Origin of the sequence: Streptomyces sp. NPDC093018 (assembly GCF_040684035.1) — a bacterium.
In the GTDB taxonomy this organism is placed as follows: domain Bacteria; phylum Actinomycetota; class Actinomycetes; order Streptomycetales; family Streptomycetaceae; genus Streptomyces; species Streptomyces murinus.
Map to the genome: position 1 here is coordinate 67,906 of NZ_JBFBFF010000021.1, position 16,609 is coordinate 84,514.

At 72.6% G+C, this 16,609-nt stretch carries 13 protein-coding genes; 5 read left to right on the plus strand and 8 right to left on the minus strand.

What is annotated here, in order from left to right:
* Positions 1–22 precede the first annotated feature (22 nt).
* The 3 genes from AB0N90_RS33075 to AB0N90_RS33085 form a co-directional block, all read right to left on the minus strand.
* Complete coding sequence (locus tag AB0N90_RS33075) at positions 23–2,740, minus strand: SpoIIE family protein phosphatase (protein WP_365202738.1); 2,718 nt, start codon at positions 2,738–2,740, stop codon at positions 23–25.
* A gap of 316 nt (positions 2,741–3,056) precedes the next feature.
* Positions 3,057–4,151: a ribosome small subunit-dependent GTPase A gene (gene rsgA, locus AB0N90_RS33080; RefSeq protein ID WP_365202740.1), complete on the minus strand. Its 1,095-nt coding sequence runs from the start codon at positions 4,149–4,151 to the stop codon at positions 3,057–3,059.
* A 229-nt stretch (positions 4,152–4,380) separates the two neighbouring features.
* Complete coding sequence (locus AB0N90_RS33085) at positions 4,381–4,557, minus strand: hypothetical protein (protein WP_365202742.1); 177 nt, start codon at positions 4,555–4,557, stop codon at positions 4,381–4,383.
* Positions 4,558–5,125: 568 nt separating this feature from the next.
* Between AB0N90_RS33085 and AB0N90_RS33090 the strand changes: the two genes are divergently transcribed.
* From AB0N90_RS33090 to AB0N90_RS33110, 5 genes are read left to right on the plus strand one after another with little or no spacing between them, the layout of a single operon-like run.
* Positions 5,126–6,061: a hypothetical protein gene (locus AB0N90_RS33090; RefSeq protein ID WP_365202744.1), complete on the plus strand. Its 936-nt coding sequence runs from the start codon at positions 5,126–5,128 to the stop codon at positions 6,059–6,061.
* Positions 6,058–6,879 carry an alpha/beta hydrolase gene (locus AB0N90_RS33095; protein WP_365202746.1) on the plus strand — a complete coding sequence of 274 codons (822 nt, stop codon included), beginning with the start codon at positions 6,058–6,060 and terminating at the stop codon, positions 6,877–6,879. The genes AB0N90_RS33090 and AB0N90_RS33095 overlap by 4 nt, the downstream gene beginning before the upstream one ends.
* Positions 6,869–9,073 carry an isocitrate/isopropylmalate family dehydrogenase gene (locus AB0N90_RS33100; RefSeq protein WP_365202747.1) on the plus strand — a complete coding sequence of 735 codons (2,205 nt, stop codon included), beginning with the start codon at positions 6,869–6,871 and terminating at the stop codon, positions 9,071–9,073. Before AB0N90_RS33095 ends, AB0N90_RS33100 begins: the two co-directional genes overlap by 11 nt.
* Positions 9,070–9,771 (plus strand): RraA family protein, encoded by a 702-nt coding sequence (locus tag AB0N90_RS33105; RefSeq protein ID WP_085567179.1) that lies wholly within the window; start codon positions 9,070–9,072, stop codon positions 9,769–9,771. The genes AB0N90_RS33100 and AB0N90_RS33105 overlap by 4 nt, the downstream gene beginning before the upstream one ends.
* Positions 9,761–10,642 (plus strand): DUF6282 family protein, encoded by an 882-nt coding sequence (locus tag AB0N90_RS33110; RefSeq protein ID WP_365202749.1) that lies wholly within the window; start codon positions 9,761–9,763, stop codon positions 10,640–10,642. The genes AB0N90_RS33105 and AB0N90_RS33110 overlap by 11 nt, the downstream gene beginning before the upstream one ends.
* A 92-nt stretch (positions 10,643–10,734) precedes the next feature.
* On the opposite strand, the gene AB0N90_RS33115 is transcribed toward AB0N90_RS33110, so the two are convergent.
* The 5 genes from AB0N90_RS33115 to AB0N90_RS33135 all read right to left on the minus strand — a co-directional run bounded on the left by AB0N90_RS33115 (position 10,735) and on the right by AB0N90_RS33135 (position 16,590).
* Entirely contained in the window at positions 10,735–11,637 is a 903-nt protein-coding gene (locus AB0N90_RS33115; protein WP_365202751.1) for a LysR family transcriptional regulator, read from the minus strand.
* Between the two features lie 184 nt (positions 11,638–11,821).
* The gene (locus AB0N90_RS33120) at positions 11,822–13,111 is read right to left on the minus strand and encodes a multidrug effflux MFS transporter (protein ID WP_085567176.1); all 1,290 of its coding nucleotides are present in this window, start codon (positions 13,109–13,111) and stop codon (positions 11,822–11,824) included.
* A gap of 115 nt (positions 13,112–13,226) precedes the next feature.
* Positions 13,227–13,424, minus strand: a complete 198-nt coding sequence (locus tag AB0N90_RS33125; protein ID WP_031050342.1) for a 4-oxalocrotonate tautomerase family protein — start codon at positions 13,422–13,424, stop codon at positions 13,227–13,229.
* A gap of 217 nt (positions 13,425–13,641) precedes the next feature.
* Complete coding sequence (locus AB0N90_RS33130; RefSeq protein ID WP_365202753.1) at positions 13,642–15,117, minus strand: cellulose-binding domain-containing protein; 1,476 nt, start codon at positions 15,115–15,117, stop codon at positions 13,642–13,644.
* Positions 15,118–15,255: 138 nt separating this feature from the next.
* A complete protein-coding gene (locus AB0N90_RS33135; RefSeq protein ID WP_365202755.1) occupies positions 15,256–16,590 on the minus strand; it encodes a radical SAM protein in 1,335 nt (444 codons plus the stop codon).
* Positions 16,591–16,609 lie beyond the last annotated feature (19 nt).

A 16,609-nucleotide genomic window follows, 5' to 3' on the forward strand; every position in this document is an offset into this window, starting at 1 on the left:
CCCCGCACGGCACACCCGGACCCTAGATGCTCTCCCACTGGTCGAGGATGTCGTCCGTGCTGTCCGCAGCCTCCGTGCCGGCGGCCGGTTCCGGTGTGTCCTCCTGCGGGGACAGCTCGGCCCAGATCACCTTGCCGCGGGCGGTGTAGCGGGTGCCCCAGCGGGAGGCCAGCTGGGCGACGAGGAACAGCCCCCGGCCGCCCTCGTCGGTGGCCGCCGCCCGGCGCGGATGCGGGGCGGTGCTGCTGCCGTCGGAGACCTCGCAGATCAGGCCCCGGTCGTGCAGGAGGCGGACACGGATGGGCGGGGAGCCGTAGCGGACCGCGTTGGTGATCAGCTCGCTGAGGATCAGCTCGGCGGTGTAGCCGACGTCCCCGAGGCCCCAGGCCTCCAGCGTGGCGGCGCACTCGGCGCGGACCGGGCCCACGGCCGCCGGATCGCGCGGCACCTCCCACTCGGCGACATGCTCGGGACCCAGCAGCCGGGTGCGGGCCACCAGCAGGGCGACGTCGTCGATCGGGCGGGCGGGCAGCACCGCGTCCAGGACGGCCGTGCACAGCCCCTCGGGGCCGTGTCCCGCCGAGTCCGCCAGGGTGTCGCGCAGCAGGTCGAGACCGGCGCCGATGTCCCGCTGCCGGTCCTCCAGCAGCCCGTCGGTGTACAGCACCAGGTACGAGCCCTCGGGCAGCTCCAGCTCCAGCGTCTCCACCGGCATGCCGTCGCCGAGGCCGAGCGGCGGGGAGACCGGCACATCGGGGTAGGTGGCGGTGCCGTCGGGCAGGATGAGCGCGGGCCCGGGGTGGCCGGCCCGCGCGATGGTGACGCGCCCGGCGACCGGGTCGTAGAGCGCGTACAGGCAGCTGGCGCCGGTGACGTTCGCGATGCCGTCGCGTGCGACCCGGCCGTCCCGCAGCAGCCCGTCGAACTCCCCCGCGCCCTGGGCGTCGCCCCGCTCGTCGCTGTCGATGCGGCTGACCAGTTCGTCCAGGTGGACGAGGAGTTCGTCGGGGCTGAGGTCGAGGGCGGAGAAGTTGGCCACGGCGGTGCGCAGCCGGCCCATGGTGGCCGCCGCGTGCAGCCCGTGTCCCACGACATCGCCGACCACCAGGGCCACCCGGGCGCCCGGCAGCGGAATGACGTCGAACCAGTCGCCGCCCACCCCGGCCTGCGCGGGCAGATAGCGGTAGGCCACCTCCAGCGCGGACTGGTCGGGGACGCCGCGCGGCAGCAGGCTGCGCTGGAGGGTGACGGCGGTGGTGTGCTCGCGGGTGTAGCGGCGGGCGTTGTCGATGGCGACCGCGGCCCGGGCCACCAGTTCCTCGGCGACCGCCTGGTCCTCCTCCTCGAACGGCTCGGCGTCCGCGGTGCGCCAGAAGCTCGCCACGCCCATCAGGACGCCCCGGGCGCGCACCGGCACCACCAGCATCGAGCGGATGCCGTGGGCGAGGATGCGGTGCGCGTTGTCGGGGTCGTTCTGCTCCCAGCCGCCGTCCTTGCGCAGATCGGGCTCCAGGACCGGGGCGCCGGTGCCCAGGCCGATGGCCTGCGGGGTCTGGGAGGCGAAGTCCACGAGGGTGCCGACGGGGTACAGCGGGTGGTCGGAGTCGATGCCCGAGAGCGCCGTACGACGCATCATCGTGCCCTCGGGCTCGCCGCCGCGCAGGACCGAGTCGAGCAGGTCCACACAGGCGTAGTCGGCGAACCGGGGCACGGTGAACCGGGTCAGCTCCTCGGCCGTGCGCTCCACGTCGAGGGTGGTGCCGATGCTGCTCATGGCGTCGTACAGCAGCCGCAGCCGCCGCTGGGCGACGGCGGCGCGCCCGGCGACGGCCCGCAGTTCGGTGGTGTCGCGCAGGGTGACGATGCTGGAGGGCCGGCAGCCGTGCGGCGCGGTCGGGCGGACGCTCACCGCGAGCAGCCGGTCGCCCGCCTCGCACACCTCGTCCGTGGCCGGGCGGGTGCCGGCCAGCAGGGTGGCGAGGGACGGCGCGAGCCCGAGGTCGGTGAGCTGGCGGCCCTCGGCGTCCTCGGGGAGGCCGAGCAGGCGCCGGGCCTCGTCGTTGGCGAGCAGCAGGGTGCCGTCGGCGCCGACGATGAGGACGCCCTCGCGGGCGGCGTGCAGCACGGCGTCGTGGTGGTCGTACATCCGGCGCAGCTCGGCCGGTTCCAGGCCCCGGGTCTGCCGCCGCAACCGCCGGTTGACCAGGGCGATGCCGGCCGTCGCCAGGAGCAGCGCGCCGCCGCCGGCCGCGAGCAGCAGGGGCAGCTGGCGGATCACCTGCTGGTGGATGTTGCGCACGGTGATACCGGCGGTGACCAGTCCGACGACCTTGGCGTGATCGCCGAGGACGGGCACGGTGGACTCCACGGCCACGCCGATGGGGGTGTTCAGGGTGTAGGTGCGCGGGTGTCCGTGCAGCGGCTGTGTGTAGTTGCCGATGACATGCCTGCCGATGAGGTGGGCGTTGGGGTGGGTCCAGCGGATCCCGGCCGGGTTGAACGCCACGAGGTAGTCGATGCCGGTCTCCTTGCGGACCTGCTCGGCCCGGGGTTGCAGCAGGGCGGAGGGGTCCGGGGACTCCATCGCGGCCAGGGTGCCGGGGGCGTGGGCGAAACCGGCGGCGGCGGCGAAGCTGCGCTGCCGCGCCTCGTTCACACCGGCCTGCTTGGCCTGGACCACCAGGACGGTGCCGGCCGCCACACCGAAGAGCAGCAGGATGATCAACTGAAGTACGAACATCTGTCCGGCGACGCTCCGGGCACCGGACGGCAGCCACCTGAACCGACCGGAGTCGGCGGCAGCGGGGGACGCTCCGACCGGGGCGGAAGCGTCCCACCCCGAAAACAGGCCGAAACGCTTCTTCATGATGCATTTCTAGCATTCACCGAGGAGGGGGACACAGCGCGACCTGCCGGGACCCCCTCCGGATACGGGCCGAGCCGCACCGACCGGGGCCGGTCGGACGGCAGGAGTCGGGCGGCAGGAGTCCGGCCGCGAGAGTCAGGCGTACGGGCGGTGCCACCCGGGTCCGGCCGGGTGGCACCGCCCGCGGCCGTCAGGTCCAGCGGCCCTGCTTGGCCTGCATCGCGGCGCGGCCCTCGGCGCCCTTGCGCTTCCAGTCGCGGCGGATCTCGGCGCGCAGGCGGGCGTCGGTCTTGGCCACGATCCACTGGTTCTCGCGGATCAGTTTGCGGTAGCTCTCCAGACGGCGGACGGGCAGTTCCCCGCCGTCCACCGCGGCGCGCACCGCGCAGCCCGGTTCGCTCTCGTGGGCGCAGTCGTGGAAGCGGCACCGCTCGGCCAGTTCCGCGATCTCGGCGAACACCTGCCCGACTCCGCTCTCGGCGTCGTACAGGCCGACCCCGCGCAGCCCCGGGGTGTCGATCAGGACCCCGCCGCCGGGCAGGGCGAGCAGATTGCGGGTGGTGGTGGTGTGCCGCCCCTTGCCGTCGACGTCCCGGGCGGCCCGTACGTCCATCACGTCCTCGCCGATCAGCGCGTTGGCCAGCGTGGACTTGCCCGCGCCGGACTGGCCGAGCAGCACCGAGGTGCCGTCGCCGACGAGGGCGCGCAGGACGTCGAGGCCGTCGCCGCAGTGCGCGCTGACGCCGAGCACGGGGACGCCGGGCGCGGTGTTCTCGACGTCCTGCACGAGGTGGGCCAGGGTGACCGGATCGGTCACCAGGTCGGCCTTGGTGAGCACGACCACGGGCTGCGCCCCGGACTCCCACGCGAGGGCGAGGAAGCGTTCGACGCGGCCGAGGTCGAGGTCGACGGCGAGGGACACGGCGACGACGGCGTGGTCGACGTTGGCCGCGAGGATCTGGCCGTCGGACCGCTTGGAGGAGGTGGACCGCACGAAGGAGGTGCGGCGCGGCAGATACGCCCGGACGTACCGGGGGTTGCCGCCCGCCTCGACGGCAACCCAGTCGCCGGTGCAGACGACCCGCAGGGGGTCGTTTGGGGTGACGAACGCGGTGTCGGCGCGGACGGTGCCGTCGGCGGTGACCACGTCGCACTGGCCGCGGTCGACCCGTACCACCCGGCCGGGCAGCAGCCCTTCGGAGGCGTAGCGGGCGAACGCGTCGGCCCAGTCGTCGTCCCAGCCGTAGGGGGCCAGGGCGGAGTACACAGCGGAGCTGGAAGTCAAGGGAGACCCTTCAAGGGGTGGCCCCGGACGGGAGCGGTCGTCTGCGACGCGCTCGGGTCAGCCGGTGGCCACGGAGGTGGACTCGGGGAGTTCCTGGATGCGGGCAGCGCCCGGCGCAGTGACAGCCATCGTCGACACCTCCTCTTCCGCGCTCGCTCGTCGGCGGCCGGCGGCCGCCTCACGAAGTGGTTCCGACCCTAGGACGGCACCGGCCGCGCGCGCCACCGAATTAACCCGCCCCCGCCACCAGGGCCGCGGCGGCGAGTTCCCGGACCTCCTCGTCCAGCGCCATGCCCCGCCAGCCGCCCCCGTCGCAGAGCCGTTCGTCCCGGCAGACGCGCAACAGCGGTGCGAGGGCGCGGGCTTCGGGGCCGAGGCCGTCGAGCGGCACCGGATCGGCTATCACTTGACACTCCTCCGCGCCTCTTGAATGACAACGCTGTCGTCCGCGACCCTGTAACACGAATTTGAACGTTCGGTTTCGCAGGCGAGTCCGGTGAGTATGCCATGGCGGCAGCCACCTCGAATCATCACCGATCATGATCGATACCAGTTCGAATCGAGTCTTGGACGGCTCGCGCGCCGATGCTGCACTTGATGTGCGAAGGACCACGCAGGCCAAACAGCCCCCACAGCAACGGTATATGGAAAGTAAATTTCTTCAGCTAATTCGGCGCAATCTGCGAGTGGCCACCCAAGGCCGTCTTCACCTTGCACTTCCCGCGCCGACACCGCTAGCATCCATTCCGCCTTCAGGGGAGTCGGCCGGCGAAGTGACTACGCATTAGCTGCGCCCCAAAAGAATTCCGGTTTCATCCGGCATTCTTGAATGCATCAATCAGAGCGACGGGGGACGGGGGAAATCGCCACCATGTGTCAGTTATCCATTGACACCGATTTTTCGCTGCGGTGCACGATACGAACCATCATTCTCGCCCTCCCAGCCGCCACCTCGGACAGTCAACGGAGGAGACATGGTCACCAATCTCGATGTGACGCTGCGAGACGGGGGATACCGCAACAACTTCGGCTTCACGCTCGAATACGCCCTGGAGCACGCCCGGGAGAGCGTCGCGGCCGGAATCGAGTGGGTTGAGATCGGATACCGCAAGGGATCCTTCCAGCCCAAGCCGGACCTGGGGCTGACGGGCATGGGTGCCGACGCGTACATACGCGCCATGGCCGAGGTCATACCGCCCGAGCGGATCTGCATGATCCTGCACCCGAAGAACATCGAGGACGACGACCTCACCCAGATGTTCGAGGCCGGGGTACGGCTCGTACGGTTCTGCCTGCCGTCCACGACGCCCGAGCCCGGTCTCGCGACGCTCCGCAAGGCGGCGGACCTCGGCTTCACCACCACCGTGAACATCACCCGCGTCAGCCAGCTCGACCGGCGGCGCCTGGTGGAACTCTCGGCGATGTCCGAGGACGCGGGCGCGGACGTGATCTATCTGGCGGACTCCAACGGCAGCCTGCTGCCGGACGAGGTCTCCCGCCTGGTCACCCTGGTGCGTTCGGTGACCCGCTCCGCGATCGGCCTGCACGCGCACAACAACCTGGGCCTGGCGCTGGCCAACTCCATCGCGGCGGTCGACGCGGGCGCCACCTGGATCGACTCCTCGGTCCTCGGCATGGGCAAGGGCCCCGGCAACCTGATCACCGAGCAGTGGCTGGCCTACCTGGGCCGCGCCGGACGCACCGAACGGTACGACCTCGGGCGGATCCTGACCCTCGCGCACCGCATGGAGTCCGAGATCGCCGAGGCGAGACCCTCGCTGCCGCTGCCCGACCTGGTCCTCGGCCACTTCGACCTCTCCGTCGAGGAGCGCGCCAAGCTGCCCGTGGACCACATGGGCGCCGCCTTCAGCGCCGCGCGCGAGCTCACCGGCCCGGTGGTCGCGGCATGACCTCGCCGGCCACGACACCGCTGCGGCCCCCGGTCGCCGTGCACCTGGGCGAGGCGGGCGCGCCCCGCACCGCCTGTGTGCTCGCGCCCGTCATGGCCCGCTGGGACCGGGGGGCCTTCTTCGAGCCCGTCGCCGAGGCGCTGGTGACGACCGGTCACCGGGTGACGGTGTACGACACCCTGTCGCTGCTGCGCGACGGGGACGACCTCGCGGCCCTCGCCGACCGGTGGGCGCAGGTGCTGCGCGCCGAGGAGCCCGACGTCCTGGTCGGCAACGCCCTGGGCGGCGCCGTCGTCCAGCGGCTCCTCGACCGGCCCTGGACGCATCGGGCCGATGTCGTCCTGCTGTCCTCCCCCACGGTCGCCGACGGGGTGCTCGACGCGACCCTGGAGCGCATCGCGGCGGCCGTGGCCGAGCGGGGCACGACCGCCGCGCTCGACCTGCTGCACGAGGTGGTCCGCGGCCCGGCGGACCCCGCGCCCGTACCGGCCCCGGCCGAGCCGCGGGACACCCCGGACAGCGAGCGGGACAGCGCCGACGACCCGCTGTACGGCTGGCGCCTGGCCACCGGCCTGCGCCTGCTGCACCGCGCCGATGTCCGCGGCCAGGTCGAGGCGTTCCCGGGCAGGTTGTTGCACATCTACGGCGACGAGTCGAACCTCGTGGGCAGGCAGCACCTCGCAACCGGCCCCGGGCACCGCAGCGTCGGCATTCCGGGGGCGGGCATGCGCCCCCACGCCGACCGGCCGGAGGCCACCCGGCGGGCCGTCGCCGCGTTCCTGGCACCACAGCAGAAGAAGAGGATCCATGACCAGTAAGACCGTCGCGGTACTTCCCGGCGATGGCATCGGCCCCGAGGTACTCGATGCGGCCCTCCCGGTGATCGACGCCCTCGGGCTGCCCGTCACCCTCGAACACGGCGACATCGGCTGGGAGTTCTGGCGCACCGAGGGCACCCCGGTGCCGCAGCGCACCTGGGACCTGATCGGCCGCAGCGACGCGGTCCTGCTCGGCGCCACCACCAGCAAGCCGGGACGCGAGGCCCTGGCCGACCTGGCACCGCAGCTGCGCGAGCAGGCCCCGCAGTACGTGTCGCCGATCATCCAACTGCGCCAGCGCCTCGACCTGTTCGCCAACCTGCGGCCGGTCGAGAGCTACCTGGGCGGCACCCCGTACCGCTTCTGCGTGGTGCGCGAGAACACCGAGGGCCTCTACGCGGGCCTCGACTGGGACCGGGTGCCCGAGGAGATGTGGCCGCTGGTCGCGGACCACCCCAACGCCCGGATCAGCGGCCGCGAGGCCACCACCGCGAGCGTGCGGATGCTCACCCGGCACGGCCTCGACCGCATCCTGCGCTACGCCTTCGAGCACGCCCGCGCCCATGGGCACCCCCGGGTCACCCTCGCCGACAAGCCGAACGTGCTGCGGCGCAGCAGCGCCTACGCCCGCGAGCGCCTTGAGGAGATCGCCGCGGACTACCCGGAGATCGAGTACGAGATCCTCAACGTGGACGCCGTCGCGCTGTGGATGGCGCGCCGCCCGGAGCGCTTCGGGGTCATCGTCGCCGAGAACATGTTCGGCGACATCCTGTCCGACCTCGGCGGCGGTGTGATGGGCGGGCTCGGTCTCGCGCCCAGCGCCAACATCGGGGCGAACGGCAACTACTTCGAGCCGGTGCACGGCAGCGCCCCCGCGCTCGCCGGGACCGGCCGGGCCAACCCGCTCGCCGCCTTCCTCACCGTCGGCCTGCTCCTCGAACACCTCGGCTTCGGCGAGGCCGCGGGCCAGGTGCGGGACGCGGTCTCGCATGTGACGCGCCGCCGGGACCGGGTGACGTACGACCTGGGCGGTACGGCGACCACCACCGAGTGCGCCGCGGCCGTCCTGGACGCCTGCGGTGCCGTGCCGCGCGCCCACACCGCGGCCGTCGTCACCGTCGGGGACGAGCTGCTGCGGGCCGTCCTGGAGGACAGCAACGCGGGCGAGGCGTCCCGCAGGCTGGCCGCCCGTGCCGTACCGGTCCGCATCCGGCACACCGTCGGCGACGACGAGGCGGCGATCGCGGACGCGGTGCGCTCCTCCATCGGCCGCGACGACGTGGTCGTGGTGATGGGCGGGCTCGGCCCCACCTCGGACGATGTGACCCGGGTCGGGGTCGCCCGCGCGGTCGGCCGCCCGCTGGAGCACCGCGAGGAGGCATGGCAGGGCGTCGTCGAGCGGCTCACCCGCTTCGGGGTCGCCGTCCACGAGGACAACCGCCGCCAGGGGCAGTTCCCCGAGGGCGCCGAGCTGCTGCCCAACACCAACGGCACCGCCTGGGGCTGCCGCCTCGACGTACAGGGCACCACCGTGGTGATGCTCCCCGGCCCGCCGCGCGAGTGCCTGCCGATGCTCGACGCCTTCCTGCGCGACGGCCTCGCCCACCTCCCCGAACCGGAGCCCGTCGACACGGTGTTCCGCCGTACCCTCGGGGTCATCGAGGCGGACGCCGCCGCCGCGGTGGACGCCCTGGTCCGGGACCTGGGGCTGCGGGTCAAGCCCGCCTACCGCTGGCACTACCCGTACGTGGACATCCGGATCGACTGCCCGCCGGAGAGTGCGGCGGAGCTGGCGAAGCGGCTGGACGACGCGCTCGGCGGGTACGTCGTCACCGACCGGGAGCGCACCGCCGTCCAGGAACTCGCCGAGCTGCTGGACGCGCGCGGACTGGCCCTGACGGCCGAGGACCGGGTCACCGGCGGCCGGTTCGCGGCCGAGCTGGCCGCCGAGCGACGGCCGGCCGAGGACCGGGAGCCGTCCGCTCTGGTGTCCGTGACGCTGGACGCGGACTGGGCCGGCGGCGGTCCGGGGGACCACACCGGCACCGTCCGTCTGCTGTGCACGGTGCACGAGGGGGCGCGGGCGCACACCGGCGAGCTGACCGTCCCCAACCGGGGTCCCGAAGTCCTCGCGTACGCCGCCCAGTTCGCCGCCTGGACCATCGCCCGCCGGCTCGTGGAGGAGACCGCATGACCACCGTATCCGCCGACCCGCTGCTCGACGACGGGCTGCGCGCACGACTGGCCCGGCTGGACACGGCCGCCCTCTCCGACGCGATGGACAGCCTGCGCGCCGCGCCGTGCGTGCTGCCCGGCATCGCCGCCCGCACCCCCGGCGGGGTGGCCTTCGGGCCCGCGTTCACCGTGCGCTACCGGCCCATCGAGGACGACGGCGCGTTCCACAACGCCGCCAACTACATCGACGACGTGCCGCCCGGCTCGGTCGTGGTCGCGGACAACGGCGGCACCGGCGCCTGCACCAACTGGGGTTCCCTGCTCACCTCGGTGGCGCTGCGCCGGGGGATCGCGGGCAGCGTGGTGCACGGTGCCGTGCGCGACGTACGGGAGACCCGGGAGGCCGGGTACCCGCTGTTCAGCACCGCCGTCACCATGGTCAGCGCCAAGAACCGGGCGGTGCTCGAAAGCACCGGTGCCGACCTGGACATCGAGGGCACCGTGGTCCGCCCCGGCGACCTGGTGTTCGCGGACGACAACGGGGCGCTGCGCATCCCCGCCGACCTGGTCGCCGAGGTCGTCCGGCGCGCCGAGGCGGTCGAACGGACCGAGCGGCGCATCCGGGAGGCCGCCGCGGACGGCATCCGCCTTGACGAGGCGCGGGCCCGCTACGGCTACGCCCGCCCCTGGGAGGACAAGGGCGACGATGACGCCTGAGCCCACGGCCGCGGCCACCGCCGGACAGGCGGCGTTCGTGGACGTCCACTACCACGTCGGCCCGGACGCCTATGTACGGCGGCACACCGCGGCCACGGCCGGTGACCAGTACGCCCGGCTCGGCGGCTGGGTGGTCCTGAAGAACCATCTGGGCTCCACCGCGGCCCAGGCGTGGGAGGCCCGCCAGCAGGGCCTGCCGGTCTCCGGGTCGATCGTGCTCAACGACATCGCGGGCGGCCTGGACACCCGGGCGGTGGAGCAGGCCGTGGTGCAGCACGGCGAGGACAGCGGGCTGCGCCTGATCGTCCATCTGCCGACGGTGACCGGGCGGACCCACACGAGCAGGCTGTCCCGTACCCCGGCGCATCCGCTGCTGGCCAGGGACGGGCTGCGGCCGCTCACCGTCACGAACGGGGACGGCGCGCTCAAGGCGGAGACGCGGGAGATCCTGCGGATGGCCCGGGACCTGCCGATCGTGATCTCCACCGGCCACGCCGACGGCCGCGAGGTGGCCCTGCTGGTCGAGGAGGCGGTACGGCTCGACGTGCCGCGGGTGATGCTCAATCAGCCGGCCAATCCGATGACCGGTCTGAGCTGCGCCGATCTCCTGGACATCGCCTCGGCGGAGCAGGTGTACGCGGAGCAGACCGCGCTGACGTACCTGCTGGGCTACCAGGACTGGGACGACTTCGCCGCCGTCCTCGCCAAGGTGCCGCGCGCCCTCTACAGCTCCGATCTGGGGCAGACCTCCCAGATGGACATCGGGGAGTGGACGACGCACAGCCGGGACTGGTTCGAGAAGGCCGGTCTCGACGAGGGCCGGATCACGGAGGTCGTGCGGGACGCGCCGCTGAGGATGCTCAGCCTGTAGGACGACGGCCGGGCCGACCGTGTGCCGGCGCCCCGGGAGGGACCCCGAGTCAGGGTCTCTTCCGGGGCGCTGCGCGTGTGGAACGGGGTCGGTCAGGAAGTCCCCATGGTCGTGCGGCGGACCCGCGCCGCCGTCTCGGTGAGCAGTTCCAGCCGCATCGGGTCCGCGTTCTCCGGCAGCGCGAGGAACATCCGCATGGTGATGGGCTCCCCGTCCAGCGGGAGCAGCGCGATCCGGCGCGAGGAGACCGTGTCGGCCGCCGTCGGGTACATCAGGGTCCAGCCGTCGCCGCTCGCACCGATCTCGGCGAGGGTGTCCTGGAACCCCGTGAAGGGCGCGCCGAAGGTGGGTTCGAAACCGGCCTTGCGGCAGGCGGCGACGACGGCGTCGTAGAGCGCCGGGTTCTCGCCCCGGGAGGCGATGCGCAGCGGAACTCCGGCCAGATCGGCGAGGTTCAGGCTTTTGTGGCCGGACAGCGGGTGCGCGGCGGGGAGGGCGGCCACCAGGGGGTCGTACCAGAGGGTGAGCAGCCGCAGTCCGGGGGCGCTTTCCACGCCGCGGACGAAGGCGGCGTCCAGGCGGCCGGCCCGTACCTCTTCGAGGCGGTGGTGGGCGCCGAGGGTCTGGAACTCGAAGCGGGTGCCGGAGCCGGAGCCGGGCAGCGCGTCCAGGAAGTCGTCCAGGCGCTCGCCGAGGGCGGAGCTGATCCCGACGCGGAAGGTGGCGTCCTTCTGGGCGGCCAGTCGCTGGGCCTTGGCGGCGAAGGAGTCCAGCGCCTTCAGCAGTGCGCGGCCCTCGGGCAGCAGCGCCTGCCCGGACGTGGTGAGCGTGACCGTGCGGCTGGAGCGGTCGAAGAGCTGGGTGCGCAGCTCCCGTTCGAGCCTGCGCACCTGCTGGCTGACCGCGGGCTGGCCGATGTGCAGCCGCTGGGCCGCTCTGCCGAAATGCAGTTCCTCCGCGACGGCGACGAAGTACTGGATCTGGCGCAGTTCCACAGGACCCCCCAATCCTCGACGGGCGGCCCTGTGATGGAAACTCAAGACACTTATATTGATGAATAGATCAATACAGACTTCCGGGTCGCCGCAGAGGAATCCTCGCACACCTGACAGCGGCACCCGTACGCGCGTCAGCGCCTCACGGGTGCCGCTGCCGTGGGTCGTACGGCCTCAGGTGGCCTTATTCCATGGCGGCTTCCTGAAGGTCGGCGGCCGGGCGGTCGGCCGGCCGCTCTTCGCTCTGCTGCACCGGCACGGGTGCGGCCGCCGTCGTACGGGAGGCGAGCGAGAGGAACAGGGCGAAGGCGCAGATGCCCAGCACCGCGGCGATCAGCACGAACCAGCCGAGGGCGAACAGATCACCGGCGGGCAGCCGGCTGGAGAGGTAGATGCCCAGCGAGGCGGAGAGCAGCTGGAGCGCGCCCATCAGGCCGGACGCCGAACCGGCGGTCGCGCGGAACGTGGTGACGCCCGCGCTCATCGACAGCGGCAGCAGGAAGCCGTTGCCGAACGTCATCACCGGCATGAAGACCAGCACCAGCAGACCCCAGCGGCCACCGGCCCCGCTGAGTCCGAGGCCCAGCATCATCAGCGCGCCGACGAGGAAGAACCCGTGGCCCATCCACAGCAGCCGGTTGACGGACCGGGTGCGGACCAGGGCGCGCGAGGTGAGGTTGCCCGCGACATAGGCGAGCGAGACGGTGATGTAGCAGTAGCTGGTGGTCTCGGTGGCCAGCCGCATCTTCTCGAACACCAGCGGGGAGGCCGCCAGGTAGCCGAAGTAACCGCCGTACGCCACGCACAGGTTGACGGTGTAGGCCCAGAACAGCGGGCGGGACAGCAGCTTCGGATAGCCCTTGAGGGTGGCGCCCAGATGCTTGCTGCGGCGCTCCGGCGGCAGGCTCTCGGGGATCGCGGTGATCATCGCGACCAGGGTCACCAGGCCGATCACCGCGGTGACCACGAACGGCGCGCGCCAGGAGACGTACGTCGTCAGATAGCCGCCGATCAGCGGGGCGACGGACGGGGAGACACCGACGATCGGCATGACCGTGGCGAACATCCGGGCCGCGTCCTTCTCCTCGTACAGGTCGCTGATCACGGCCCGGCCGAGCACCATGCCCGAGCCGGCGCCCAGCGCCTGCAGCAGCCGGCTCGCGCCGAACACCTCGACCGTGGGCGCCGCGGCGCACACCAGGGAGGCGAGGACGAACAGGCCGAGTCCGGAGACGATGACGCGCTTACGGCCGTACGCGTCGGATATGGGCCCGTAGACCGCCTGGGAGACCGCGATGCCGATCATGAAGGCGCTGAACGTCCACTGCACCGACGCGACCGGGGTGTGGAAGGCGTGCGCGGTGGCCGGGACGCCCGGCAGGTTGATGTCGGAGGCGAACAGGCCGCCCGCGTTCAGTGAGGACAGGACGGCGAGCAACAGCGCGTAGGGCGTGCGTGTCGATGCGGACTTCATGGCACGTGGCAACTTCCTTGGTCAAGGCTCAGGTCGACCGAAAAAGGGAAGCCGTTCCCGGGCGGAACGGGGGATGTGCGCCCGGGAACGGCGGCTCGGGTGTCGGCCCCTGGATTCAGCGCTTGGCGGCGCGGGCGGCCAGCGTCTCACCGGCGATGGACCAGCTGTCGGTGCCGATCTCCTGCACGGTCACCCAGACGCTCTCCGGCTTGCTGCCGGTGGCCTTGACGTACGCGTCGGTCAGCTCGCGGACGAGTTCGGCCTTCTGCTCGGCGGTCTTGCCGGGGGTCTGCTGCACATGGATGAGAGGCATTGCGTTCTCCTGGATCGAGGTCGCGCCGATGGCGCACGGTCCGCGGCCGGTTCGGCCGGGATCCGCCGTGGATCCAGTCCAGCACCGGGCCAGGAGCCGGCCAAGACGCAATACGCTCTGAGAACGATCACGACTCGTGATACGTCCAGGTGGAGCGGGTGTACGACGGCTCGTCAGGTAGAGACCAGTGCCCGTCGGGCGGGCGGCCGCGGCGCGGTTACGCGCAGCGCCGGCCGTTGAGCGTGAAGGCGTCCGGGGCGCGGTCGGCGTCCGTCCAGGTGCCGGTGAAGCCGAAGGCCACGGCGGTGCCGGCCGGGACGGCGCGGTCGTAGTCGGCGGCGGTGGCGGTGACCCGGGAGCCGTTCTGCCGGACGGTGGCGTCCCACACCCGGCCGATCCGCTGGCCGTCCGGGAACGTCCACTCGACCCGCCAGCCGTCCAGGGCCCGCTCGGTGGTGACGGTGACGGTGGCCTGGAAGCCGCCGGACCACTGGCTGACGAGGTCGTAGCCGATCCGGCAGGGGGACGGCGGCGGCGCGGCCGGGAGGCTCACCGGGCCGTGGACCAGGGAGGAGAGGCCCCTGGGCGGGGAGTCGGGGCCGGCCTCGGGCTTCGGGCGCCCGGAGTCCCGGCTGCCCGCGCCGGGACTCCGGCGGGAGGCGGCCGGGGTCCCGGACGGCGGCACCGGCTCGGTCCGCGGCTCGCGCTCGGGCGTCAGGGCCGGGGCCGGGGTCGGAGTCGGCGTCGGGGAGCCCGCGGTGGTGGGGCGGGCGCCGGTACGGCCGCCCCGGGCGGCGCCGTCGCCGGACGCGCCGGTGTCGTCGGGTGCCGCGGTGTCGTCGCGGGTGGCGGCGGTGTCGTCCCGGGCGGTGAAGGAATCCGCGCCCGAACCGCCGGGCGCCATCAGCGAGGCGCCCAGTGCCAGCGCCGACAGCAGCAGGGCGGTGGCGAACATCCCGCCCCCGCGCAGCAGCCGCCGGAGCCCCGTGCGCTCCTCGGGTTCACCCCTGGGGGGCTCCCCCGCCCGGCCGTTCCCGGCCCGCGCCTCGGCGGCCCGCCGGCGCCGCTCCAGATAGTCGAGCCCGCCCCAGCCGAGCACCCCGCCCGCCAGTACGGCGGCCAGCCCGGCGGCCTCGGGCTCCGGGGCGTCACCCCGGGCGTGCCGCCAGCGCTCCCGGAACAGCGCCCGTACCCGGTCGAGTTCGGTCCGGGCGGTGGCCGGGTCAAGACCGAGCCGGTGCGCGGCCGCGGGCAGCGGCAGGGCCTCCACCTCGGCCAGCCACAGCAGTGCCGCATCCGTGCCCCCGAGGTCGCGCAGGGCCCGCAGTGCCGGTGGGTGGGCGCGGGGCGAGCCGGTGAGGCGGGCCGCCTCGGGCGAGGACAGCCACTGGGGCAGACCGGCGGCGAGCAGCCGGCCCTGACCCGCGGCCGACCAGTCGGCGGCCGTGGTGCGGACGGCGGTGAGCAGGGCCGGGACGGTGGGCAGCCGGGCGGGGCGGCGGCCCGCGCCGCGCACATGGGTGCGCCCGGCCGCGCGGACCTCGCGCATGCCGAGGGTGAACGCCTCGGTGGCCAGCCGATGGGCGGTGGCGGAACCGGAGGCGCACAGGGCGGCGTACGAGAGCACCGCGTCCCAGGACTCCGAGAACAGCGCGGCCTCGGCGTCGTCCTGAGGGGTCGGCAGGTCGGGCATGGAACTCCTGCATCACGGGCGAGGTCAACTCACCACAGGGACGACGGAGTTGTCATAAACCTCGCGGAACCGAGCCTTTCACGGGCTCGGCCCCGCTGACAAGCGGCCCGTGCGCAAGCGGTCACGCACGGTGGCGGTTCAGGCCTTGGCCGGCTCCTCCTCGGCCGGGTCCCGCGCGGGCAGGCTGTCCATGAAGGAGCTGACCGAGAAGACCGCGTGGCCGGGTCCGGGCGGGCCGTAGCCGGGCGGGGAGGACAGCCCGAAGTCCTCCATCGTCTGCCGGTAGGCCTGGAGCAGCCGGATGTGGTACTCCAGCGGCGCGCCCTGCGGATTGGCCTTGCCGAGCGGGGTGGTCGGCTCCGGGCACCAGGTGGTGAAGCGGGGCGTGATGCCGTGCGACATGAAGAAGCGCAGGCCCTCGGTGGTGGAGGCGATCGCCTCGTCGACGGTGGTGAAGCCGAAGGGCTCCGCCATCTCCACGCCCGCCACGAAGTTGGGGATCACATTGCGCGCGCCGAAGATCTCGGCGGAGTCCAGGATCCGCTTGTGCCACTCGTCGCGGCCGACGTAGCGCTCCTTGCCGGGGCAGTACAGCTCGAACAGCCGGCGGTCCCACACCTCGAAGTTGGGGTGGTAGATCTGCACGCCGTAGTCCTTGAACCGCTGCACGTCGTCCCTGGGCAGCGCCTGGGCGACGACCTTGCCGATCCAGCGGCCCGGGAAGCGCTCCTCGATGGCCTTGGCGTAGTGGCCGTAGAAGTCGGCCTCGTCGCGCCCGGCGACCGTCTTGGTGATGGCACCGCCGGTGAGCGTGTAGGCGGTGGACGCCTTCTGGGTGTCGTACCGGTCGATGATCTCCAGGGCTTCCAGGACCTCTTCCACGTCCTTGACGCCCGTGTACGGCCGCCCGGCCGCCTTGTGCTGGCGCCAGTTGTGGTTGATGTCGCAGTACTGGCACTCCTCCTTGGCGCCGAAGTACTGGCAGACCCGGAAGACGGTCAGATAGATCAGGTAACCCCACTGGATGGTGGGCGCGACCTCCATCACGGACTTCCCGTTGGAGAGGGTGTGCCGGTAGTACTCCGGCATCGGCGGCACGCCGACGTCGGCGATGCGCTTGCCGTCGAGGTAGAGGCCGAGCACCCCCTCGTCGTCGGCGGCGACCCGGTAGGGGGAGGCGGGGTTCACCCGTACGGAGACAACCGTACGGCGCAGGTCGTACGGCCCACCGGTGAGGATGATCTCCTCCGGGGGCCGGCGCAGCGCGGCCTCGCCCAGCTCGGGAAGGGTGCCGTGGTCGAAGGAGAAGATGAAGTAGGACTTCGGCTTGACGTCCCCGCTCTCGTTGTCACTGAGGGCGGATTTGTCGAAGGCGACACCGCCGCGGAGCAGGTCCTCCTTGAAGACGGCTTCCCGCGGCACGTGCGGGAAGCGCTCCATCAGATCCTCGACCAGTGCGGTGCGAGTGCCCATCCGTATGTCTCCTCCCGGC